This window comes from Kluyvera genomosp. 2, from assembly GCF_036759865.1.
Lineage (GTDB): Bacteria > Pseudomonadota > Gammaproteobacteria > Enterobacterales > Enterobacteriaceae > Kluyvera > Kluyvera ascorbata_B.
Genome location: NZ_JAPKIA010000019.1, coordinates 22,191 through 44,879, shown reverse-complemented (window position 1 = coordinate 44,879; position 22,689 = coordinate 22,191). Strand labels below are relative to the sequence as shown.

General features: G+C 56.2%; 27 protein-coding genes. 10 read left to right on the top strand and 17 right to left on the bottom strand.

Going from position 1 to position 22,689, the window contains the following annotated elements:
- The first annotated feature begins 2 nt into the window (after positions 1 to 2).
- From V6942_RS19175 to V6942_RS19165, 3 genes are all read left to right on the top strand, one after another.
- Positions 3 to 851 (top strand): SDR family oxidoreductase, encoded by an 849-nt coding sequence (locus tag V6942_RS19175; protein ID WP_333501672.1) that lies wholly within the window; start codon positions 3 to 5, stop codon positions 849 to 851.
- An 80-nt stretch (positions 852 to 931) separates the two neighbouring features.
- A complete protein-coding gene (locus V6942_RS19170; RefSeq protein WP_333501671.1) occupies positions 932 to 1,756 on the top strand; it encodes an AraC family transcriptional regulator in 825 nt (274 codons plus the stop codon).
- A gap of 72 nt (positions 1,757 to 1,828) precedes the next feature.
- On the top strand, positions 1,829 to 2,800 hold the full coding sequence (locus V6942_RS19165) for a DMT family transporter (RefSeq protein WP_333501670.1): 972 nt from the start codon (positions 1,829 to 1,831) through the stop codon (positions 2,798 to 2,800).
- A 108-nt stretch (positions 2,801 to 2,908) separates the two neighbouring features.
- On the opposite strand, the gene V6942_RS19160 is transcribed toward V6942_RS19165, so the two are convergent.
- Positions 2,909 to 4,558 (bottom strand): methyl-accepting chemotaxis protein, encoded by a 1,650-nt coding sequence (locus tag V6942_RS19160; protein ID WP_182968053.1) that lies wholly within the window; start codon positions 4,556 to 4,558, stop codon positions 2,909 to 2,911.
- 231 nt (positions 4,559 to 4,789) lie between these two features.
- Here V6942_RS19160 and ytfE point away from each other — a divergent pair, with 231 nt between their 5' ends.
- On the top strand, positions 4,790 to 5,452 hold the full coding sequence (gene ytfE, locus V6942_RS19155; RefSeq protein ID WP_106927511.1) for an iron-sulfur cluster repair protein YtfE: 663 nt from the start codon (positions 4,790 to 4,792) through the stop codon (positions 5,450 to 5,452).
- A gap of 38 nt (positions 5,453 to 5,490) precedes the next feature.
- Here the strand turns inward: ytfE and nudI are convergent, their stop codons facing one another.
- The 3 genes from nudI to fklB form a co-directional block, all read right to left on the bottom strand.
- Positions 5,491 to 5,916: a nucleoside triphosphatase NudI gene (gene nudI, locus V6942_RS19150; protein WP_106927509.1), complete on the bottom strand. Its 426-nt coding sequence runs from the start codon at positions 5,914 to 5,916 to the stop codon at positions 5,491 to 5,493.
- Between the two features lie 156 nt (positions 5,917 to 6,072).
- Complete coding sequence (gene cycA, locus V6942_RS19145; protein WP_106927507.1) at positions 6,073 to 7,479, bottom strand: D-serine/D-alanine/glycine transporter; 1,407 nt, start codon at positions 7,477 to 7,479, stop codon at positions 6,073 to 6,075.
- 302 nt (positions 7,480 to 7,781) lie between these two features.
- Positions 7,782 to 8,402, bottom strand: a complete 621-nt coding sequence (gene fklB / locus V6942_RS19140) for an FKBP-type peptidyl-prolyl cis-trans isomerase (RefSeq protein ID WP_333501669.1) — start codon at positions 8,400 to 8,402, stop codon at positions 7,782 to 7,784.
- Positions 8,403 to 8,608: 206 nt separating this feature from the next.
- Here fklB and V6942_RS19135 point away from each other — a divergent pair, with 206 nt between their 5' ends.
- Entirely contained in the window at positions 8,609 to 9,247 is a 639-nt protein-coding gene (locus V6942_RS19135; RefSeq protein WP_106927503.1) for an OapA family protein, read from the top strand.
- Positions 9,248 to 9,334: 87 nt separating this feature from the next.
- Here the strand turns inward: V6942_RS19135 and V6942_RS19130 are convergent, their stop codons facing one another.
- The 5 genes from V6942_RS19130 to rpsF all read right to left on the bottom strand — a co-directional run bounded on the left by V6942_RS19130 (position 9,335) and on the right by rpsF (position 11,850).
- Complete coding sequence (locus V6942_RS19130) at positions 9,335 to 10,264, bottom strand: DMT family transporter (protein ID WP_182966398.1); 930 nt, start codon at positions 10,262 to 10,264, stop codon at positions 9,335 to 9,337.
- A gap of 146 nt (positions 10,265 to 10,410) precedes the next feature.
- Positions 10,411 to 10,860, bottom strand: a complete 450-nt coding sequence (rplI, locus tag V6942_RS19125; protein ID WP_106927499.1) for a 50S ribosomal protein L9 — start codon at positions 10,858 to 10,860, stop codon at positions 10,411 to 10,413.
- Between the two features lie 41 nt (positions 10,861 to 10,901).
- The gene (rpsR, locus tag V6942_RS19120) at positions 10,902 to 11,129 is read right to left on the bottom strand and encodes a 30S ribosomal protein S18 (RefSeq protein ID WP_000135199.1); all 228 of its coding nucleotides are present in this window, start codon (positions 11,127 to 11,129) and stop codon (positions 10,902 to 10,904) included.
- Positions 11,130 to 11,133: 4 nt separating this feature from the next.
- A complete protein-coding gene (gene priB, locus V6942_RS19115) occupies positions 11,134 to 11,448 on the bottom strand; it encodes a primosomal replication protein N (protein ID WP_064546888.1) in 315 nt (104 codons plus the stop codon).
- Positions 11,449 to 11,454: 6 nt separating this feature from the next.
- Positions 11,455 to 11,850 carry a 30S ribosomal protein S6 gene (gene rpsF / locus V6942_RS19110; protein ID WP_042321529.1) on the bottom strand — a complete coding sequence of 132 codons (396 nt, stop codon included), beginning with the start codon at positions 11,848 to 11,850 and terminating at the stop codon, positions 11,455 to 11,457.
- Positions 11,851 to 12,188: 338 nt separating this feature from the next.
- Here rpsF and V6942_RS19105 point away from each other — a divergent pair, with 338 nt between their 5' ends.
- Positions 12,189 to 12,464, top strand: a complete 276-nt coding sequence (locus tag V6942_RS19105; RefSeq protein ID WP_106927495.1) for a DUF1471 domain-containing protein — start codon at positions 12,189 to 12,191, stop codon at positions 12,462 to 12,464.
- Positions 12,465 to 12,588: 124 nt separating this feature from the next.
- On the opposite strand, the gene V6942_RS19100 is transcribed toward V6942_RS19105, so the two are convergent.
- Genes V6942_RS19100 through ulaA form a run of 6 tightly spaced genes read right to left on the bottom strand, consistent with a single transcriptional unit; the run spans position 12,589 to position 16,995 of the window.
- A complete protein-coding gene (locus V6942_RS19100; RefSeq protein WP_182930677.1) occupies positions 12,589 to 13,272 on the bottom strand; it encodes an L-ribulose-5-phosphate 4-epimerase in 684 nt (227 codons plus the stop codon).
- A complete protein-coding gene (locus tag V6942_RS19095) occupies positions 13,272 to 14,126 on the bottom strand; it encodes an L-ribulose-5-phosphate 3-epimerase (RefSeq protein ID WP_106927493.1) in 855 nt (284 codons plus the stop codon). The genes V6942_RS19100 and V6942_RS19095 overlap by 1 nt, the downstream gene beginning before the upstream one ends.
- Positions 14,127 to 14,135: 9 nt before the next feature.
- Entirely contained in the window at positions 14,136 to 14,786 is a 651-nt protein-coding gene (locus V6942_RS19090; protein WP_106927491.1) for a 3-keto-L-gulonate-6-phosphate decarboxylase UlaD, read from the bottom strand.
- 13 nt (positions 14,787 to 14,799) lie between these two features.
- On the bottom strand, positions 14,800 to 15,267 hold the full coding sequence (gene ulaC / locus V6942_RS19085) for a PTS ascorbate transporter subunit IIA (protein WP_106927489.1): 468 nt from the start codon (positions 15,265 to 15,267) through the stop codon (positions 14,800 to 14,802).
- Between the two features lie 9 nt (positions 15,268 to 15,276).
- Positions 15,277 to 15,582 (bottom strand): PTS ascorbate transporter subunit IIB, encoded by a 306-nt coding sequence (gene ulaB / locus V6942_RS19080; RefSeq protein ID WP_106927487.1) that lies wholly within the window; start codon positions 15,580 to 15,582, stop codon positions 15,277 to 15,279.
- A 15-nt stretch (positions 15,583 to 15,597) separates the two neighbouring features.
- A complete protein-coding gene (gene ulaA / locus V6942_RS19075) occupies positions 15,598 to 16,995 on the bottom strand; it encodes a PTS ascorbate transporter subunit IIC (protein WP_181358010.1) in 1,398 nt (465 codons plus the stop codon).
- A 361-nt stretch (positions 16,996 to 17,356) separates the two neighbouring features.
- Here ulaA and ulaG point away from each other — a divergent pair, with 361 nt between their 5' ends.
- The gene (gene ulaG / locus V6942_RS19070) at positions 17,357 to 18,421 is read left to right on the top strand and encodes an L-ascorbate 6-phosphate lactonase (RefSeq protein WP_182929592.1); all 1,065 of its coding nucleotides are present in this window, start codon (positions 17,357 to 17,359) and stop codon (positions 18,419 to 18,421) included.
- A gap of 130 nt (positions 18,422 to 18,551) precedes the next feature.
- Positions 18,552 to 19,307 (top strand): HTH-type transcriptional regulator UlaR, encoded by a 756-nt coding sequence (ulaR, locus tag V6942_RS19065; RefSeq protein WP_106927481.1) that lies wholly within the window; start codon positions 18,552 to 18,554, stop codon positions 19,305 to 19,307.
- On the opposite strand, the gene yjfP is transcribed toward ulaR, so the two are convergent.
- The gene (gene yjfP / locus V6942_RS19060) at positions 19,304 to 20,032 is read right to left on the bottom strand and encodes an esterase (protein ID WP_182929594.1); all 729 of its coding nucleotides are present in this window, start codon (positions 20,030 to 20,032) and stop codon (positions 19,304 to 19,306) included. The genes ulaR and yjfP overlap by 4 nt on opposite strands.
- A gap of 204 nt (positions 20,033 to 20,236) precedes the next feature.
- On the opposite strand from yjfP, the gene bsmA reads away from it, so the two are divergent.
- Together bsmA and yjfN are read left to right on the top strand one after the other, a co-directional pair.
- A complete protein-coding gene (bsmA, locus tag V6942_RS19055) occupies positions 20,237 to 20,545 on the top strand; it encodes a biofilm peroxide resistance protein BsmA (RefSeq protein ID WP_219906269.1) in 309 nt (102 codons plus the stop codon).
- 128 nt (positions 20,546 to 20,673) lie between these two features.
- Positions 20,674 to 20,949, top strand: a complete 276-nt coding sequence (gene yjfN / locus V6942_RS19050; protein ID WP_219906268.1) for a DUF1471 family protease activator YjfN — start codon at positions 20,674 to 20,676, stop codon at positions 20,947 to 20,949.
- Between the two features lie 59 nt (positions 20,950 to 21,008).
- Here the strand turns inward: yjfN and V6942_RS19045 are convergent, their stop codons facing one another.
- Positions 21,009 to 22,631: an isovaleryl-CoA dehydrogenase gene (locus V6942_RS19045; RefSeq protein WP_333501668.1), complete on the bottom strand. Its 1,623-nt coding sequence runs from the start codon at positions 22,629 to 22,631 to the stop codon at positions 21,009 to 21,011.
- Between the last annotated feature and the right edge of the window lie 58 nt (positions 22,632 to 22,689).

The following is a 22,689-nucleotide window of genomic DNA, read 5'->3' as shown; positions in this document are numbered from 1 at the left end:
CCATGATCGCCATTACCGGAGCCACCGGCCAGCTGGGCCAACACGTGATTGCCAACCTGCTTAACACCACCGCCGCCGCACAATTGGTTGCCGTTGTTCGTAACCCGGCGAAAGCCGCCGCGCTGAGCCAGCAGGGGGTTAGCGTACGCCAGGCCGACTACGGCGACGAAACCGCGCTAACGCAGGCGCTACAGGGCGTCGAGAAGCTGCTGATTATCTCCTCCAGCGAAGTCGGCCAGCGTGCGCCGCAGCACCGTAATATCATCAAGGCGGCAAAGGCGGCGGGCGTTAAATTCATTGCCTACACCAGCCTGCTGCATGCCGACACTTCACCGCTAGGCCTCGCCGTCGAACACATTGAAACCGAAAAAATGCTGGCCGATTCCGGTATCCCTTATGCCCTGCTGCGTAACGGCTGGTATACCGAAAACTATCTGGCCAGCGCGCCGGCAGCCCTGGAGCATGGCGTGTTTATCGGCGCAGCCGGTGAAGGCAAAATTGCCTCTGCGACCCGCGCAGACTACGCCGCCGCCGCCGCACGCGTGATGACGGAAGACGGCCACGCAGGAAAAGTGTATGAACTTGCGGGCGATAACGGCTGGACGCTCAGCGAGCTGGCCGCCGAACTGGCCAAACAGAGCGGCAAAAACGTGGTTTACCAGAACCTGGGCCAGGCCGATTTCGCTGCGGCGCTGAAGAGCGTAGGCCTGCCTGCCGGGCTGGCGGATATGCTGGCTGACTCAGATATCGGCGCCGCCAAAGGCGGTCTGTTTGACGACAGCCATACCCTGAGCACGCTGATTGGTCGCCCGACCACCTCGCTTGCCGACAGCGTCAAAGACCTGCTGTAAGCGTTAAATAATCGTTAAAGAGGGTAGCGCCCCCACGGGTCATCTCGGATAATACAAAGAGGGCCCAGGGGGAGTTTAACGTGCAAGGTGTACCGGAACAGTTCAGCGACGAGAAAGACAGCGCGCGCTTTCGCCACCTGGCGCAGGTGCCGGGTGTCGAGCTGTACCATGCGCATATTTCGCGCTATGCCTTTGAACCCCACACTCACGAAGCCTTCGGCATTGGCGTCATTGAGGCCGGGGCCGAGCGTTTCCGCTACCGCGGCAGCCAGCACGTCGCCCCCGTTCATTCAGTGGTGACCATGAACCCCGACGAGCTGCATACCGGCGAGGCGGAAACCGCCGACGGATGGCGCTATCGGATGATTTATCTGCAGCCCGATCTGCTTGAGGAAGTGACCGGTATCCGCCATTGGTGGTTTGCCGATGCCACCCGCCACGATCCGCAGCGTTCTTTGCTGATTGGCCGCCAAATCCACGCCCTGTGGCATACCGACGATCCGCTGGCACAGAAAGGCCTGCTGCTGGAGATGATCGACACCTTCCGACCGCTCGCCTGCCACGCCCCTGTGCGAACAGAAGCCGTCCATCGCTTTGCCCGCGTACGCGATTATCTTTACGACAACTACATGCATCCCATTACCCTTGATGAATTAGCGGGCGTCGCGGCGCTCAGTCCGTGGCACTTCCAGCGTCAGTTTAAAGCCCATTTTCACGTTACGCCGCACCAGATGCTGATGGCGGTGCGCCTGTGGCGAGCAAAAGAATTTCTCACCCACGGCATGCCCGCCGCCGCCGTTGCCGCCGCGACCGGGCTCACCGATCAGTCGCATCTGACCCGCGCCTTCACCCAGCGCTACGGCATAACCCCGGTGCGTTACCAAAAACAAGTGATCCGTCGCTAATCAGCAATCTCATACAATACGCCGCGCGCTTCACCTCCTACACTTTGCGCATGTTTAACATATCAGGATGTGATGATGATTAGCGGTGTGCTGTACGCCCTGTTAGCCGGTTTAATGTGGGGACTGATTTTTGTCGGACCGCTTATCGTGCCGGATTATCCGGCTGTCTTGCAGTCGATGGGGCGCTATCTGGCGCTCGGGCTGATTGCCCTGCTGTTGGCCTGGCTCGGCCGCGCCCGTTTACGCCAGCTCACGCGCCAGGATTGGTGGACGGCGCTGGCGCTCACCCTGGTTGGCAACCTTATCTATTATGTGTGTCTCGCCAGCGCGATTCAGCGGACCGGCGCGCCCGTTTCCACAATGATTATTGCTACCCTGCCGGTAGTGATCCCCATTTTCGCCAACCTGCTGTATAGCCAGCGCGACGGCAGGCTGTCCTGGCTACGCCTGATGCCTGCGCTGGTGCTGATTGCGAGCGGACTGCTGTGCGTCAACGTGGCCGAGCTGCGTCAGGGCCTGCCGGACTTTAGCGGATGGCGCTATGGCTCAGGCATTGCGCTGGCGACGGTGTCGGTGGTGTGCTGGGCGTGGTATGCGCTGCGTAACGCCCGCTGGCTGCGGGAAAATCCGCATCAGCCGCCGCTTATGTGGGCCACCGCACAGGCGCTGGTGACGCTACCGGTTTCGCTGTTCGGCTACGTTGCGGCCTGCCTGTGGCTACACGCTCAGACGCCCGATTTCGCACTGCCTTTCGGTCCGCGTCCGACGGTATTTATCGGCCTGATGATCGCCATCGCCGTACTCTGTTCATGGGTGGGCGCGCTATGCTGGAACGTGGCGAGTCAGCGGCTGCCGACGGTGATCCTCGGGCCGCTGATTGTTTTTGAAACGCTGGCGGGGCTGCTTTACACCTTCCTGCTGCGCCAGGAGATGCCGCCGATATTAACGCTGAGTGGAATAACGTTATTGGTGATTGGGGTCGTCATCGCGGTTCGGTCAAAACCGCAGAAACCGGCGGTGGTGCCGATTTCAGGTGATGCCTGATGGCGCTTGCCTATCGGGCCTGCACGATTAATATAGGCCCGATAAGGCGTTTACGCCGCCATCCGGCAATCAAGGACCGGCACTCATGCCGGTCTTTGATGCTGGGCCTTAGAACGTTTCCCAGTTTGCTTCGGTCAGCGGCGCCGATTTAGCCGCTGGTGCGGACGTTCTTTTCACCGGTGTTTTCTGCATCGTCTGCTGGCGGCTGATTTTAAACACCGCCACGGTTTGATTCAGACGCGCGGCCTGTTCTTCCAGCGCGGCGGCGGCGCTGGCAGACTCTTCCACCAGCGAGGCGTTTTGCTGAGTCACGCGATCCATCTCGGCGACCGCCTGGCCGACCTGATCGATGCCGCGGCTCTGCTCATCGGAAGCGGAGGCAATTTCGCCCATAATATCGCTCACGCGGGTTACCGCATTCACGATCTCAGCCATCGTCTCTCCGGCCTCGTGCACCAGCGCGGAGCCGGCGTTGACGCGGTTGCCCGAGTCATCAATCAATCCCTTAATTTCTTTTGCCGCCTGGGCGCTGCGCTGCGCCAGCGTGCGGACTTCGCCTGCCACCACCGCAAAACCACGACCCTGTTCACCGGCGCGGGCGGCTTCCACCGCCGCGTTCAGCGCCAGAATGTTGGTCTGGAAGGCAATGCCATCGATCACGTTGGTAATTTGTGCGATTTTGCTGGAACTGGCAGCGATTTCATCCATCGTTCGCACCACGCCGTCGACCACGTTACCGCCCTTCTGCGCGGTCTCGGAGGCATTCTGCGCCAGCTGCGTCGCCTGACGCGCGTTGTCGGCATTTTGTTTCACCGTCGCGGTGAGCTGCTCCATGCTGGCCGCCGTCTCTTCCAGCGATGCCGCCTGCTGCTCGGTCCGCGAAGAGAGATCGTTGCTGCCTGCGGAAATTTCACCCGCGCCGGTATAGATGGTGTCGGCGCCTTCGCGCACCACGCCCACCGTATTCGCCAACGACTGCTGCATGTCGTTGACGTTACGTGCCAGCAGCGCCATTTCGTTACTGCCTTCGGTATTGATGTTGTTGGTCAGATCGCCTTCGGCAATATGGCGGATATGCGCCATCACCTTATGCAGCGGCTTGAGCAGCACGCGTTGCATCGCGACCCAGCTCATCACGATGACCACCACAACCAGCAGCATAATGGCGCCCAGGGTCCACATAATACGCACATAGTCGCTTTCGTTCTGTTGGATGCCAGCGTTGGTCAACGATGCCTGTGCCGCACGCCACTCCTGGTACACCGCCTGCATGGCCTGCTGTTTCTGTTCGGCGTTTTGCTTGAACATCTCTTCCAGCTTGCCCTCTGCCAGCAGTTCGTTCATGCGCGCCAGCGTCGCGGAGTAGATGCCGTATTGCTTCTCAAGGCTGTCCGAGAGATGGCTATTCAACCCCGGCGTTTCCGGCAGCGCGTAATATTTGTCGTAGTGGCGTTTAGCCTCTGCCAACAGGTTGTTCGCCGTATCCACCAGCGTTTTCAGCTCCCCGCCGTTGACGCTACTTGCCATCGTCCCCTGCAGGCGCAGCATGCCACGGTTCAGGGTCACACGTGCCTGGTTAAGGCTAATCCACGCATCGGTAAACTCGGCCACGTTCTGGCTGGAGAGCTGCGAGACGGTAAAGTTCTGCTTGTCGTTATTCAGCGCGCGTACAAATACGCCCGCTGATATCAGCTGCATCGCGCCCAGCGCGACCAGCACGACAATCAGTACGGTAATCACTTTTATTCGTTTAAACATCATTTGCCTTTTTGTGCAGGTGGTCTGAAGTCTCACTATCGGCAGCCCAGCGGGGTTATTTAATCGATTCAGGTCCTACCAGCATGATTATCAATAAGATTCAGCACGTTAAAGGCACAATAATTTTTTGTGACGGCCATCACCTATATCCGCTCCCCATAAAGGGGTATATCCTTGCTGTAAAGATGCATTTAAAATACATCTTATATTATTGATGACGAGGTAACTGCTATGGCCTTTCGCGACCAACCTTTAGGCGAGCTGGCGCTCTCCATCCCGCGCGCATCCGCGCTGTTCCGTAAATATGATATGGATTACTGCTGCGGCGGTAAGCAAACGCTGGCTCGCGCAGCCGCCCGCAAGGAACTGGACGTCGACGTGATTGAAGCCGAACTGGCAAAACTGGCCGAGCAGCCGGTTGAGAAAGACTGGCGCACCGCATCCCTTGCCGAAATCATCGATTACATCATCCCGCGCTACCACGACAGACACCGTGAACAGCTGCCGGAGCTGATTTTACAAGCGACCAAAGTGGAACGCGTTCACGCCGACAAACCGAACGTGCCTAAAGGCCTGGCAAAATACCTGACCATGCTGCACCAGGAACTGTCCAGCCATATGATGAAAGAAGAGCAGATCCTGTTCCCGATGATTAAGCAGGGCATGGGCAGCCAGGCAATGGGGCCTATCAGCGTGATGGAAAGCGAACATGACGAAGCGGGCGAACTGCTGGAAGTGATTAAGCACACCACCAATAACGTCACCATTCCGCCGGAAGCCTGCACCACCTGGAAAGCAATGTATAACGGCATTAACGAAATGATCGACGATCTGATGGAGCACATCAGCCTCGAAAACAACGTGCTGTTCCCACGCGCGCTCAAAGGCGAATAAGATGACTCAGCGCCTCTCCTTGCGGGAGGCGTTTTCTATTACAGCAGCCCTTTCTGGCGGAAGGTTTCCCGCGTCGCCACGTTCAGGTCCATGTCGGCCAGCGCTTCGGGTTTCACCCAGGCGATCGCCTGAAATTCTTCATTGAAAGTGATATCCCGGTTGGCGCTCACGCAGTCAAAGATAAGATAAATCATATAGATCTGTTCGGTCGTTCCGTCGGCGTAGGTTTTTACCCGCACGTCATCGCGGAAGGTCCATGGCTTCACCTCGGTAATCTCCAGCGCTTCGCCCAGCTCTTCACCAATTTCGCGTCTCAGCGCCTCTTCCATGGTTTCGCCCGGCTCCATCCCGCCGCCGGAAATCGCCCACTGGCCGGGAAAAACGCCGCGGTCATCGGCCATTTTACACAGCAGGTATTCGCCCTCGTTTTGAATCACCGGGCAGACAATCGTTCTCTGACGCATTTCATCTCCATACGCTATCCGTTTGTGGCGGGGACGTTAGCACGTTGCGAAAAGTGGGGCTACGAGGCGGGGCTCAAAAATAAAGAAAGCGCCACGATGGGCGCTTTGTGTCGTTTCCCCTCACCTCGTTGGGTAGAGGGTTAGGGGGGAATTTGATTACTTAGCCAGCTTGTTCTTACGCAGGAACATCCAGCCCAGGCCCAGCACGATAAACCAAATCGGCGTTACCATCAGCGCTTCGCGGGTATCCGCTTCCAGCGTCAGCAGCACCAGTACGAAGGCGAAGAACGCCATGCACACCCAGCACATCACTTTGCCCAGCGGCATTTTGTACTTTGAGGATTCGTGCAGATGCGGGCGCTGTTTACGGTACACCAGGTAAGAGCACAGGATAATCGTCCAGACGAACATAAACAGAATCGCCGATACGGTGGTGATCATGGTGAAGGCCGCAATGACGCTAGGGTTCACCATCAGCATAACGACGCCGCCCAACAGACAGATACAGGAGAAGGTCAGCCCTTTCGCCGGTACCGCACGTTTAGACAGCTTGGCAAACAGGCTCGGCGCCACGCCATCCTGCGCCAGGCCGAACAGCATACGGCTGGTAGAGAACACGCCGCTGTTAGCAGATGAAGTGGCGGAGGTCAGCACGACAAAGTTGATGATGCTCGCCGCCGCCGGCAGACCGACCAGCATGAACAGCTCAACGAACGGGCTCTTATCCGGCACCACGGAGCTCCACGGCGTCACCGACATAATGACGATCAGCGCGAAGACGTAGAACATGATGATACGAATCGGAATGGAGTTAATCGCGCGCGGCAGCGATTTTTCCGGATCTTTGGTTTCTGCGGCGGTGGTCCCCACCAGCTCAATACCCACGAAGGCAAACACCGCTATCTGGAAGCCGGCAAAGAAACCGCTGATACCTTTCGGGAACCAGCCGCCGTCGTTCCACAGGTGGGCGAACGACGCTTCGACGCCGGTCGGCGATTTGAAGTGCATCATCACCATCACCAGGCCAACGACAATCAGCGCCACAATAGCGACGATTTTAATCATCGCAAACCAGAACTCCATCTCGCCAAACATCTTCACGGTAGCGAGGTTGAGGCCCAGCAACAGCAGCACGACTGCCAGCGAGGCAACCCAGTCGGAGAGCCCGGGGAACCAGAATTGGGCGTAGGCGGTGATCGCCACCACGTCCGCCATGCCGGTCACCACCCAGCAGAACCAGTAGGTCCAGCCGGTAAAGTAGCCTGCCCACGGACCGAGCAGATCGGCGGCAAAATCGCTGAACGACTTATATTCCAGATTGGACAGCAGCAGCTCGCCCATTGCGCGCATCACGAAGAACAGCATAAAGCCGATGATCATATAAACGAAAATGATCGACGGCCCCGCGAGACTGATTGTTTTTCCGGAGCCCATAAACAGCCCGGTGCCGATGGCCCCACCGATGGCAATCAGCTGAATATGCCGGTTAGTAAGGTTGCGCCGTAGCGACTGTTCAGCCGGCTCCTGCTCTGCGGCAGTAGCGACTTTTATCTGATCAACCATGTGATTTTCTTCCTGTTGTTTCTGTCTGTGTTGTGCGGGCTCTACTGGCCCTTTATGTCGTCATGCAAGACGATCCCATCTATAGGATGTCTCGATATTAGGTAAGAATCGGAGGGATGAATACTATGATTTAAATATAATGTTAATTATATGTTTAAAGTGAGTGTTATATCACCTCACCAATGGGAAACAGCTCACAAAAATACACGCAACAGCGCCATTTGCAAGATAAAATCCCAGGATATATCAAACTTAAGAATTTTGTGCCCTCTCCCCCAATGGAGAGAGGACAAAGGCAGGGCTTACAGGATTTCCAGCAGCTCAACCTCGAAGACCAGGGTGCTGAACGGCGGAATGGAGGCACCCGCGCCGCGCTCGCCGTAGGCCAGGCTGTGAGGGATAGTCAGTTCCCACTTCGAGCCAACCGGCATCAGGGTCAGCGCTTCGATCCAGCCTGCGATAACGCCGTTAACCGGGAACTCAGCCGGTTCGCCGCGCGCGACGGAGCTATCAAACACGGTGCCATCGATCAGTTTACCGGTGTAGTGTACGCGAACGTGGTCGGTACGCGCCGGGATCGGGCCTTCACCCTGAGTCAGTAAGCGGAACTGCAGGCCGGATTCGGTGCTGTTCACGCCTTCTTTCTCACGGTTTTCTTCCAGGTATTTCACGCCATCTTCCGCCATTGCGGCAAAACGCTCGCGACGCACCGCGTCAGCACGTTCATGAATTTCACGCAGCGCGCGATGAACAACGTCAACCGGCACAGCCGGCTGTTTGCCTTCCAGCGCATCGGCGATACCGGCAACCAGCGCTTCCGGCAGTAAACCCTGCAAACCGGACTCGCTCAGCTGCTGTCCTACCTGCAGGCCAATGCCGTAGCTTGCCTGTGCTTCAATGGTGTCAAAAGTCGGGGTGGCCATCGTCTTTCCTTTCTTCGGGTATAAAGTAGCGGGCAGCATAGCAGCCGCGCCGCACAGGGTAAAACTTTGTGTCAGGAAAGATGACAAATTGCCGGGAAAAAGAAACAATACGCTAAGCCCATAGGATATGATGAACATACGCTTTGCCACGTTCATCAGGCAGTTATCTATAATGGATAGCAATGACACGGAGCAGGAGGAAAGCCATGCCCGGGAGATTTGAATTAAAACCTTTGCTGGAGAAAATCTGGCATGCGCCGGACAACCTTCGCATCCTGGATCCGCTGCCGCTCGCGCACCGTCGTGGCGTGATTATCGCTGCTCTGGCCGTCATTGTGGGCTTCTTGTTGCCTTCCGCTGACGACACGCCGGTCGCACCGGTCAGCCGTAGTGCGCAGCTGGACTTCCAGTCACAATCGCAGCCGCAGCCGGATGCGCAGCCGCTGCATGCCCAGCTGATTACGCCGTCGAGCGATCCGGACCAGGTCGCACCGGTCGCGCCAGAGCCGATTCAGGATGAGCAGCCGAGCGAACAGGCTCCTGCGCCGCGCACTCAGCCGTACCAGGAAAGCCGCAGCAGCGGCAACGAATGGCGCACCTATCAGGTAGAGGCCGGCAAAACGCTGGCGCAGCTGTTCCGTGACAATAATCTGCCGCCGACCGATGTCTACGCGATGGCGCAGGTTGAAGGCGCGGGCAAGCCGTTGAGCAACTTGAAAAATGGCCAGAAAGTGCAGATTCGTAAGAACGCCAACGGCGTGGTCACCGGGCTGACCATCGAATCCGACAACGGGCAGGTGCTGTTTACCCGTCAGCAGGACGGTAGCTTTATTCGCGCACGTTAATCATGTAGAGAGCCGGATGGCGGCTTTGCCTTATCCGGCCTACCAAAACCGTGAACGCAGGCCTGATAAGCGCAGCGCCATCAGGCATTACCGCTTCACCTTATTCACCCACCAAATCCCGGAACAGACCAGCACCAGCGCGATCGCGTATTTCCATTCCAGAATGTTTTCGCCCAGAAAAATCGCCGACAGCACGGAGCCCGACACCGGGATCAGGAAGTTAAACGGCGCAATCATCCCCACCCGGTTGTACTTGAGCAGAATACTCCACAGCGCAAACGCAACCGATGAAAGCAGCGTCAGATAACCAAGAATCGCCACCGATGGGAGACCGTGGAAGGTCAGCGTACCGCCGCTCAGATACCCCCCTACCACCAGCGCCAGGCCGCCGATCGCCAACTGGTAGCCGGTCATCACCGTTGGATCGACCGTCTGCGAAATACGTTTACCGTACAGCGACGCCGCCGACAGAATAAACGCCGCCAGCACCACCGAACCGTCGCCCAACAGGCTAAAGCTGAAATCCAGCAGGCCGCTATTAAAATTCACCACCATCACCCCGGCAAAGCCGAGAATACAGCCGAGCGTCTTGTTATAGCTGAGCTTATCGTTCTGGTAGATAAAGTGCGCCAGCAGCACGCTGAAGAAAGTGCCGGTGGCGTTCATGATCGAGCCTTTCACCCCGGTGGTGAAGGCGAGGCCAATGTAGAAAAAGATGTACTGTAGCGAAGTCTGCGTCAAACCCAGCAGCGTCAGTTGGCCAAACTGCCGCGGGGTTAATCGGGCAATCGGTTTGCGCTGTGCCATGGCCAGCAGCAACAGCAGCATGCCGGCGAAGAGGAAGCGGTAGCCGGCAAAAACGATTTTGGTCGGGATGTCGTCGGCGGCGATCTGGAACAGCTCATACCCGCTCTTGATGGCAGGATAGGCGCTCCCCCACAGCAGACAGCAGAATGCGGCACAGAGATAAACGATGTTCTTGCGGGAAAATAGCGGATGCTGGCGGAGAGTTTCCATTCTTTCACCAAAAATTAAAATATTGTTTTAATTTTTAGATTATCGCCAAAAGGATGAAAGATAGCCAGTTGAAAAGCGGTGGGCCAAAAAAGCAAAACGCCGGCACGAGGCCGGCGATTTGTTGTTATCAAAACGTGGGTTGCAGATTACTCAGCAACAACGTTGATGATAACTTTAGCGAACACTTCGCTGTGAACCTGGAAGTCCACTTCGTGCTCACCAGTGGTACGCAGAACGCCGTTCGGCAGACGAACTTCGCTCTTAGCAACTTTAACGCCTGCTGCAGTAACAGCGTCAGCGATGTCGCGAGTACCGATGGAACCGAACAGTTTACCTTCGTCGCCAGCTTTAGACGCGATGGTTACGGATTCCAGTGCGTTGATTGCTTCAGCACGTGCGTTAGCAGCGGTCAGAACGTCAGCCAGTTTAGCTTCCAGTTCAGCGCGGCGTGCTTCGAAGAATTCAACGTTTTTCTTGGTAGCAGGAACAGCTTTACCCTGCGGGACCAGGAAGTTACGAGCGTAGCCCGCTTTAACGTTAACCTGATCACCCAGGCTACCCAGGTTTGCTACTTTATCAAGCAGAATAACTTGCATTACCTTATCCTCTCAAAGTCGTATTAATGGACCGTGACCGATTACTGATGACGATCAGTGTACGGCAGCAGGGACAGGTAGCGAGCGCGTTTGATAGCGCGAGCCAGCTGACGCTGATATTTTGCACGGGTACCGGTGATACGGCTTGGGACAATCTTACCGCTTTCGGTGATGTAGTTTTTCAGCGTAGCGATATCTTTATAGTCGATCTCTTGAACGCCTTCCGCGGTGAAACGGCAGAACTTGCGACGACGGAAATAACGTGCCATATGGCTAGTCTCCAGAATCTATCAATTCAATCTGCTCGGCATGCAGTACCATTTTGCTCAGGCCATTCTTTGCTTTGTGGCAACAGATAAAGCCCTGCACGGTGACTGCGCTACCGACCGTTATACTGTGAGTAATGGCTTGGTTTTCCTGCCCGCTGATTATTACAGGCATTTGGCACCACGCCTGCCGGTGAAACCCGGCTTCCTCCTGCACAGAACGATGCTCAAGCACGAACTGGCAATGAGGAATTCCTGATGGACTGACCTTTCGAAGGGGCATCCTGCACACGGTGCCGGACAACACCAGACGGTTGGTCATCAGAAATTACTCTTCAGAATCCCCAGCTTCAGCATCATCTGCGGTTTCGTTAGCGAAATCATCGCGACGTTCACGACGCTCGTCTTTCGCTTTAACCATCGGAGATGCTTCAGTAACAGCGTGTTTAGTACGCATAACCATGCTGCGGATAACGGCATCGTTGAAGCGGAAAGTAGTTTCCAGCTCATCGATAACTTCCTGCGGTGCTTCAACGTTCAGCAGAACGTAGTGAGCTTTGTGCAGTTTGTTGATCGGATAAGCCAGCTGACGGCGGCCCCAGTCTTCCAGACGGTGGATCTTGCCTTCTGCACCAGTGATGGCAGCAGAGTAACGCTCGATCATGCCCGGAACCTGTTCGCTCTGGTCAGGATGGACCATAAAAACGATTTCGTAATGACGCATCGAATTGCTCCTTACGGATTATTCAGCCTCCTGTCTGGGTCAGCCGCGGCCCATGGAGGCAAGGAACGTGTTAAAGGGCGGCTGAAAAATTGACGCGTCATAATACTTGCGCCCCCCCAGAAACTCAAGTTAATTGCGCAAAAATTCGCACAAAGCGTGAAGCACACCTAAGTTAGTGATTTAAAATTGAACAGTAGCGGATGATGCATTTTTTTGAACGACAGCATCAGAAATGGTCGTGATACCTCTGCGAAAGAGTGGTTACACTTTAATCAGAAGCCCCCCATAGACACAGGAGAGCCGATTACCCCATCAGGACCGTGAGTCAGGAGTTGCGTATGAAAAATATCATTTTTGCCGCCATCGCGATGCTACTGGTTAGCGTTAGCGCACAGGCCGCCATTAAGATCGATAGCCATCAGGCGCGTAACATGGACGATGTCCACAGCCTGGGGGTTATCTATATCAACCACAATATCGCCACTGAGCAAGAGGCCGACCAGGCGCTCAGTCAGGAGAGCGACGCCCAGGGGGCAAAATTCTTCCAGCCTATCCTGGTGCATGAGCCGGGCAGCGGCGGGTTAATCCACGCCAGCGCAGCGCTGTACCGCTAGCCCCGTTCCCAACGCTTCGCCTCCGCCCGGGGGCGAAGTATCAAAAAGGCTCCGGAATCAGACCAGTAACATCCCGAAGGCGTACAAATCCCGGAGCACTATATGATACACGTATCGTCGCCTATTACTGCCCATAGTAGGCGTCAGGGCCGTGTTTGCGCATGAAGTGTTTATTCATCAGATAAGCATCGATAGGCTGTAAGCCGGGGTTAATCCCGCGCGCGATCCACGCCATTCTCGCCACTTCTTCCATCACCACCGCATTGTGTACCGCGTCGTGTGCATCTTTACCCCAGGCAAACGGGCCGTGTTGGTATACCACCACGCCCGGCGTATGCATGGGCTCGCCGTCACCCAATGTTTCGATGATCACCTTGCCGGTATTGCCTTCATAATCGCCCTGCACTTCCGCTTCACTCAGCCCGCGGGTGCAAGGAATATCGCCAAAGAAATAATCAGCGTGGGTGGTCCCGAGTGCCGGGATTGCCAGACCGGCCTGGGCCCAGGCCGTAGCGTGAGTCGAGTGAGTATGCACAATACCGCCAAGCGATGGGAAGCGACGATACAGCGCCAGATGCGTTGCGGTATCAGAGGAAGGCCGGAACGCCCCTTCCACAACGATGCCCTCAAGGTCGACCACGACCATGTCATCCACGCACATCGTCTCATACGCCACGCCGCTGGGCTTAATCACGACAAGACCACGCTGACGATCGATAGCGCTGACGTTGCCCCAGGTGAAGGTCACCAGCCCATAACGCGGCAAATCCATGTTTGCCTCAAAGACCTGCTGTTTCAACGTTTGCATCATGCCGCCTCCACCAGCCCGGCGCGGGCCATCCGCGCTTTGACCCAGTCGCGCGCTTTCGCTACTTCGGCAATCGGATCGGCCGCCGTTTCGCTCCACATCTCAATCAGATACGGCCCGCAATAGCCACTCTCCCGCAGCGTACTGAAGCAACGTTCAAAATCGACAACCCCTTCGCCAAACGGCACGTTCTTGAAGACGCCGGGTTTCGTGTCCTTCACGTGCACGGCCACAATGTGCCCTATACCGGCCTGCAGCTCCATCTGCACATCGTTATCCCAGGCCGACAGGTTGCCGATATCCGGGTAGAGTTGAAACCACGGGTTATTAAGATAATGCGCATAGCCCAGCGCCTTGCTGATGGAGTTCATCAATGGATAATCCATGATCTCCATCGCCAGCGTCACCTGCGCGCGGCTCGCCATTTCAACGCTCTCTTTCAGCCCGTCGCGGAAGCGGCGGCGCGTCTCGTCGTTCGCCTGCTGGTAGTACACGTCATAGCCCGCCAGTTGGATAACGCGAATGCCAATATCCTGAGCAAACTGGATGGCTTTACGCATGATCTCCAGCCCCTGGCGGCGAACATCGTCGTCTTCACTGCCGAGCGGGAAGCGGCGGTGCGCGCTAAGGCACATCGACGGCACCCGTACGCCGGTTTCCGCTATGGCGGCGATCAGCGCTAAACGCTGCTCGCGGCTCCAGTCGAGACGGGCCAGCCGCGCGTCGGTTTCATCCACCGACATTTCCACGAAATCAAAGCCAAGCGTATTCGCCAGCAGCAGTCTTTCCCGCCAGCACTCCCCTCCGGGGAGCGCTTTTTCATAGATGCCGAGCGGCGTCTGTTTCGTCAGCATAACCGCTCCTTAGCCCCAAAGCTGGGCGATGGAGCGTTTAAACTGGCGCGCGGCCTCCACCGGTGAGGCGGCATCGCGGATGCTGCGCCCGGCGATAAAGACGTGGATAGGAATGCCTTTAAACAGCGGTAAATCTTCCAGCGCCAGTCCACCGGTGACGGTGACTTTAAAGCCCATATCCGCCAGGCGTTTGATGGCGCTGATATCCGCCTCACTCCACGCCACGCCAGCCGCCTGCGCATCACGGCTGCGGTGATACACCACCTGCCCGATACCCGCCGCGCGCCACTCTGCCGCCTGCTCCCAGGTCCAGAAGCCGGTCAGCTCAATCTGCACGTCACCGTTGAATTCCTTCGCCACATCCAGCGCGCCTTTCGCGGTGTTGATATCCGCACAGCAGATCACCGTTATCCAATCGGCATTCGCTTCAAAGCACATCCGAGAGAGAATTTTGCCCGCGTCGGCAATTTTGGCGTCCGCCAGCACGATTTTGTTTGGGTACAGCGCCTTGAGGTCGCGAACCGCACGCACCCCTTCCGCCACGCACAGGATGGTGCCGACTTCAATAATATCCACTTCATCGGCAATCAAACGCGTTGTTTCATAAGCTGAAGCCATTGATTGGTTATCCAGCGCAACCTGCAACATCGGTAATGACATTTCACTCTTCCTTTTAAACGGCCGCCGCGTTGGCGTTATCAATTAAATCGAGCACTTCCTGCGCGGTGCGGCAGGCGCGTAAGCGGTCAAAATTAGCTTCGTCATCAAACAGATTGACGATCTGCATGATGCCCACTTCCTGGTGCGTATTGGCGTCGACCGCCGCCATGGTGATCAGGATATCGACCGGATCGTTATCTTCGTGGTTAAACACCAGCGGCGTTTTTAGCGTGACCAGCGCAAAACCGGTTTTCTTCACCCCCTCTTCCGGGCGGCCGTGCGGCATTGCCAGGCCCGGCGCAATCACAAAGTAGGGTCCATGCTGGGCCACGCCATCAAGAATGGCCTGGTAATAGCGCGGCTCAACAACATCGGCCTTAACCAGAAGGTCAACGCCCAGCTTGACCGCTTCCTGCCAGGTTGCCGCGTCGGCCTGTAAAAGAATGGCGTCGTTATCCGCCAACGAATCGCGTAATTTCATGGCGCGTCCTTACTTCACGTCCTGCGGAAAATGTTCTTTGATCACGTCTAACAGCTTCGGACCAAAGTCAGCAGGCGACAGCATGTTGCGCACGCCAACCACGTATTTATTGCCCGACACGGTAATTTCACCGGCAATATGGGTAGAGGCGATAATGATATCGGCCCCGGCCAGCTCGCTTTTGTACTCCCCTACCGCGCAGCTGTTAACCGTATGGTCAATGTTGGACTGCGTCAGGAACTGATCTACTTTCATCTTCATAATCATGGAACTGCCTTGCCCGTTACCACATACGGCCAGAATACGTACGGTCATAGTCAAAACTCCTTATTAAGCAGAGGCGTCTGCCAGTTGTTTTTCAGCATCTTCCTCAGCGCGCAGCGCGCGTCCGGCGAAGACCATATAAGCCAGTGCAATCACAATAATGACGGCCATAAACACGATGCCGACGGAGGCGAAGCCTTGCATCATCGGCGGCGCCAGAATTGACCAGTCAGCCATGCCCATCCAGGCGCTCATGCCGGTCAGCTTCACCGCCCAGACGCAGCCGAAGATTTCAATCATCCCCATCACCAGGCAAATCTTGAGCGCAGCGCGCCAGCCGCCAAAGTGGTTGGCAAACACGCCGATGGTGGCGTTGGAGAAGAACATCGGGATAAAACCGGGAATAATCAGAATAGAGGAGCCGCAGCCCACCAGAATTGCCACGGCAATCAGCTGGCCGATAGTGCCCCACATAAAGCCCCACACCACCGCGTTCGGCGCGAAGCTATAGATAGCCGCACAGTCGATAGCCAGCACCGCACCGGGGATCAGGCGCTGGGAAATACCGTTAAACGCTTCGGACAGTTCCGCCACAAACATGCGCACGCCCTGAGTGATGATGAAGATCGCCACCGCGAACGAGAAACCGGTTTGCAGGATATAGACCGTCCAGTGGGTTTTCCCCGCCATGGCCTGAACCACATCAATGCCGAAGGAGAGCAGGATCGCGCCAAAAAAGAGGGTCATCACAATCGCCGTGGAGACGATGTTGTCATGGAAGATATTCAGCCAGCCAGGCAGCTTGAGATCTTCAACGCTTTCCTCTTTCTTGCCCAGATATGGCGCGACTTTATAGGCAAGCCACGAGGCGAACTGCTGCTGGTGACCAATGGAGAAGCCGCAGCCATCCGTCACTTCCTGCGTCGGCTTATACATCATGTTGGACGTAATGCCCCAGTAGAGCGACACCAGCACCGAAGTGCAAATAATGGTGGTCCACATGGAATATCCACAGATATAGAAGAACACCGCAATCAGACCTGCCTGCTGGAACATAATATGGCCGGTAAGCATGATGGTGCGAATGCCGGTGATGCGCCGCAGCAGCACGTAACAGATATTGAGCGCCAGCGCCAACAGCACCGCGTACCCAACCCAGCTATAGGCGTCGCCCATGCGCTCGATAGTCGCCATCATTGAAGCGTAGGTATCAGAAATGGCGCCATTGATCCCGTAAACCTCGGACATTTTCGCCACAACGGGTTTGAACGTACTGGTCAGGATGCCGGACCCCGCCTGTAAGAGCATAAAGCCGATGATCGTTTTGATGGTGCCTTTGATTATCACGCTCACGCTTTTACGCAGCAGGATGTAGCCGATGCAGGTCACGATACCCAGCAGCAGCGGGGCGTTGGTCATCACCTGATTAAAAAAGACGGTAAAGATGTTGTAGAGGATCTCCATAACGCTCTCCAGTAAATGAGGGAGCTGAACCAACAGCCCTGTTCAGCCGGGTGACACACACTCTAATAATCAAAAATAATCACAACAAGATTTAATTTGATTAAGTGTGATGCACGCCGCAATAATAAACCTACGGTTACAATGGAATAGAGATCCATCGAATACCGTTAAAAATAATCAATTCAAATCAATTAAATAGATAAAAAACATAGATTAAAGCCAGTTTCTATAGTCAGGCTGGCGGTGGTAAAACGTCTCTTCCGCTGAAAACACCCCATTGCAATCGTGAAAAAACGGTGAGATTATCAATCACAATAAATCACCAAATGATCACAAATGACATATTCAAGAGGAAAACACGATGAGCAAAGTAGAGACCATCTCGCGAGAATCCTGGATCCTGAGCACGTTTCCGGAGTGGGGAAGCTGGCTGAATGAAGAAATTGAGCAAGAACAGGTCGCACCAGGCACCTTTGCCATGTGGTGGCTGGGCTGTACCGGAATCTGGCTGAAATCAGAAGGCAGTGCCAATATCTGCGTCGATTTCTGGTGCGGCACCGGGAAACAAAGTCATGGTAACCCATTGATGAAACAGGGCCACCAGATGCAGCGCATGGCAGGGGTCAAAAAATTACAGCCCAACCTTCGCACCACGCCTTTTGTGCTGGATCCTTTTGCTATTCGCCAGATTGATGCCGTGTTGGCCACGCATGACCATAACGATCATATCGACGTGAACGTTGCCGCCGCCGTCATGCAGAACTGCGCCAGCGACGTGCCGTTTATCGGCCCACAAACCTGCGTTGACCTGTGGATCGGCTGGGGCGTGCCAAAAGAGCGCTGCATCGTGGTCAAACCGGGCGACGTGGTGAAAGTGAAAGACATTGAAATTCATGCGCTTGACGCCTTTGACCGCACCGCGCTGATCACGCTGCCGGCAGATCAAAAAGCCGCAGGCGTGCTGCCGGACGGCATGGACGCCCGCGCGGTGAACTATCTGTTTAAAACGCCGGGCGGTACGCTTTATCACAGCGGCGACTCCCACTACTCCAACTACTACGCAAAACACGGCAACGAGCATCAGATTGACGTCGCGCTGGGCTCCTACGGCGAGAACCCGCGCGGCATTACCGATAAAATGACCAGCGCCGATATTCTGCGTATGGGTGAAGCGCTGAACACCAAAGTCGTCATCCCCTTCCACCACGATATCTGGTCAAACTTCCAGGCCGACCCGCAGGAAATTCGGGTGCTATGGGAAATGAAGAAAGATCGCCTGAAGTACGGGTTCAAACCTTTCATCTGGCAGGTTGGCGGCAAATTCACCTGGCCGCTGGATAAAGACAACTTTGAATACCACTACCCGCGCGGCTTTGACGACTGTTTTACCCTTGAACCAGACCTGCCGTTCAAATCGTTCCTGTAATTAGCGCAGTGACTTCCCGGCGTCTCCCGCCACGGTGAGACGCCGTTATCCGCCACCCAGACAATAGTTTTAGTATTTTAGCGACATTTCAAATATCATCTTTACTCATCATTTTTTTTCGGATTAGCTCATGACGGAAGCGCAAAGACATCAGATTCTACTGGAACTGCTGGCACAAGCGGGCTTTGTTACAGTAGAGCAGGTGATTTCCCGTCTGGGGATCTCACCCGCGACGGCACGCAGGGACATCAATAAGCTGGATGAAAGCGGCAAGCTGAAGAAAGTGCGCAACGGCGCCGAAGCCATCAGCCAGCAGGCACCGCGTTGGTCGCCGATGAACATTCACCAGGCGCAGAATCACGACGAGAAGGTACGTATTGCCAAAGCGGCTGCTCAGCTGGTTATGCCGGGCGAAAGCGTGGTGATCAACTGCGGATCGACCGCCTTTCTGGTCGGCCAGGAGATCTGCGGCAAACCGGTACAGATCATTACTAACTATCTGCCGCTGGCGAATTACCTCATCGACAAAGAGCACGACAGCGTCATTATTATGGGCGGGCAATATAATCGCAGCCACGCCATTACGCTCAGCCCGCAGGGCAGCGAGAACAGCCTCTATGCCGGGCACTGGATGTTCACCAGCGGCAAGGGGCTGACGGCAGAAGGGCTTTATAAAACCGATATGCTGACGGCGATGGCAGAGCAGAAAATGTTGAACGTGGTCGGCAAGCTGGCGGTACTGGTTGACAGCAGTAAGGTTGGCGAGCGCGCGGGCATGCTGTTCAGCCGCGCCGAGGAGATCGATCTGCTGATTACCGGTAAGCAGGCTGACGCCCTGATCCTCAAAAAGCTTGAGGATCAGGGCGTTCAGGTGATTCGCGTTTAAAGCCGCTCGCGGAAAAACGCCACTGCACCGTCCAGCGCCTCGGGGGTAATACGATGCCGCACGCCGGCCTGCCAAAGGCAGGTTAATCGCGCATCCAGCCCGGCCTCGCGCAGCGCCTGTTGAAGGCGGAAGGTTTCCCCGGCGGGAACCACATCATCCTCTTCGCCGTGCCACAGCAGCAACGGACGGTCGGCAAGAGCCGCCAGTTGGTGACCCACCTCCCATTTCGCCAGCAGCGGCTGCAGGCGTGCCTGCTGTGCCTCCGGCGCGGGGAAGAGCGTGGTTGCCAACGACGTAAAATAGCCCGAGCCCATCAGGCTGGCCACGCATTTTAACTCGGGATGCTGCGCCATCAGCCCCAATGCGGTCATACCGCCCATTGACGCCCCGGCGACCGCCAGACGCCCCTCGCTGACCAGTCCGCTGGTCAGCAGCGCATCACGCAGTGGGGAGAACTCGTTAAAATTCTGCAGCAAAATCTGCCAGAAACGCTGCAAACGCCCCGCGCTATCGCCGTTAAAACGCTCGCCGTGCTCGGCCGCGTTGGGCATGACCACCCGAAAACCCGCCTGTGCCAGGGCGACGGCAAAATAGCTATACACCACGTTAGAGGACGTAAAACCGTGATAAAACACGATGGTAGGCAACGCTTTTTCTGCACATCCCTTAGGGTAAGCATGCAGAATTTGTTGCCCGGCCAGGGTGCGCGTTTCCAGTTCAATCATAGGGCTTCCTTTAACGATGATGAGATATGATACGAAAATTGATGCACTAATATGACGACAATACCCCTGATTGATAACATTGAGAACCCGGTTACGGTTTCGTGATATTTTCATTCGAAAATAGCGCTATGGTTAACAAATCAGGAACATTAACCCAAAAGGGAAATTTTTCCCCACTACACTATGGCTATCAGGAAACGGGAAATGGCGATAAAACGGTTAATCCCACTGTTGCTGGCGCTCTTGCTGAGCGGTTGTAGTTTACTGGAAGGCTCGCCTGAAGCGCCGCCTCCGGTCACCGACCACCCGCAGGAAATTCGCCGCAACCAGACGGAAGGTTTGCAGCGCATGGGCACGGTTAGCGCACTGGTCTACGGCTCGCCGATGGACGTTGAAGAGACGATTAAGGCGAAAGTCGCCGCGCAGAAAGCGGATTACTACGTGATCGTGATGATAGACGATACCGTCGTGCCGGGGCAGTGGTACTCCCAGGCCATCCTCTACCGTAAGTAACCTTGAGCAGTTTTACATTGGTTTGCACCGTTTCACGTTTCCCTGATGCACAATGACGCCGCTATCGAAAAACAGGATATGCGTCTGCTATGGACTGCCCTACTGGGTTATGTGAAATGGAGCTGACGATGAAACAATCACTTACCTTATCTACCCTGCTTTTGCCGGGCGTTTCGCACGCTGCTGCGGCGCAATCAGCAGAATTCGCCAGCGCAGATTGTGTCACCGGGCTCAATGAGATCGGGCTGATTTCGGTGAACAACGTGACCGGAAGCCTGGAAGACGTCGAACAGGTGATCGCCCGCAAAGCGGATGAACAGGGCGCATCCTGGTATCGCATTGTTCAGATGTACGAAGAACCCCAGCCGGATAACTGGCGTGCACAGGCGATTATCTATGCCTGAGACCAGCCTATAGTGGAAGATGCGTTATTGTGTCACGCCTCTTCCACTCCCCCAATGGTTTACCTTCCCCCGCCCGTTGCCCGATGTAATACTTCGCTTATCACCTGTTCATGCAGCAGCACCCCGCCGCGCGGATCGAGCATCATTCGACACCAGGCCTGAGCCAGCGGTGGAGACGCATAGCGCAGCATTTGTGCTCCCACGCCCAGCAGATAAAGCTGACCGGTGATTTCCCGGCCCTGCGCTTCACCAGGCCGACGTAGCCGCTGCTGAAGCTGACGCCAGTGGCGGTCGAAATGACGGTCCTGGCCTTTCACGTCTGCACACTCGGCGGCCAGCAGCGCGACGGCATCCGGCCGCTTCATCAGTACGCGCAGCACATCGAGGCACATAATATTACCGGAGCCTTCCCAGATACTGTTCACCGGCATCTCACGGTACAGCCGCGGCAGCTCGCTCTCTTCACAGTAACCTACACCCCCGAGCACCTCCATGGCCTCAGCGACAAACGGAATCCCCGCCTTACAAATGGCGAACTTCGCGGCAGGCGTAAACAGCCGCGCCCACAGCGCCTCCTGCGGCACGTTCGGCTGGCCCCAGGCGCTGGCGAGGCGGAACATAAACGCCGTCTGCCCTTCCAGCTGAAGGGCCATTCGGCCCAGCACCTGACGCATGAGCGGCAGGTCAACCAGATTATGGCCAAACGCCTGACGCTGGAAAGCGTGATATAGCGCCACCGAAAACGCGCGGCGCATCAGACTATGGCTGCCCAACGCACAGTCAAAACGCGTCAGACCGCCCATTTTCAGGATCTGGCGAATACCGTCGCCCTCTTCACCAACCGCCCAGCCCAACGCCTGCTGAAACTCCGCTTCGCTGCTGGCGTTCGCGCGATTGCCGAGCTTATCTTTTAAACGCTCAAGACGAATGGCGTTGCGCGAGCCATCGGGCAGAAAGCGCGGGACGAAGAAGCAGGTCAGCCCACCGCGAGCCTGTGCCAGCACCAGATGAGCATCGCTTTGCGGTACCGAGAAAAACCACTTATGTCCGGTAAGCTGGTAGTTTCCCTCGGCAAGACGCTCCGCGCGCGTACTGTTGCTCAACACATCGGAACCGCCCTGCTTTTCGGTCATGCCCATGCCAATCAACAGCCCGCGTTTCTGCACGCCTGGCTGCTGATGCGGATCGTAGCGATCGCTCAATAATGCCGTTCGCCATTCGGCAAACGCCGTCGGCAGCGCCTGGAGCAACAGCGGCGTCGCGGCAAAGGTCATCGTAATCGGGCACAGTGACCCGGATTCCACCTGCGCATGGAGCATAAAGCGTGCGGCGCGCGCCACAAATGCGCCGCTGCGTGCCTCCACGTCCCAGGGAAGGTTATGCACGCGGTTCGCACACAGCCCCTGCATCAGCAGATGCCAGGCGGGATGAAAGCGCACATCGTCCAGCCGCTGGCCCTGCGGATCATAGCGTAAGAGTTCAGGGGGATGAGCGTTGGCGAGCCTGCCGAGCTCCAGCGATTCGGCGGTGCCAAGCTGTTGGCCGATGCTCGCCAGCAGCTCGCTGTCCCAACCAGCATCATAGCGGGTCACCGCATCACGTAGCGCAACGTCAGATAAAAACAGGTTACTGTTATTTAAGGGAATAGGTTGATTAAAAACGGTATGTGTTTGCCAGTTCATTGTGTCTCCCTCCGTCAATGGGCAACCTTTTAAGTATGGACGGTCGGGGGAGATGCAC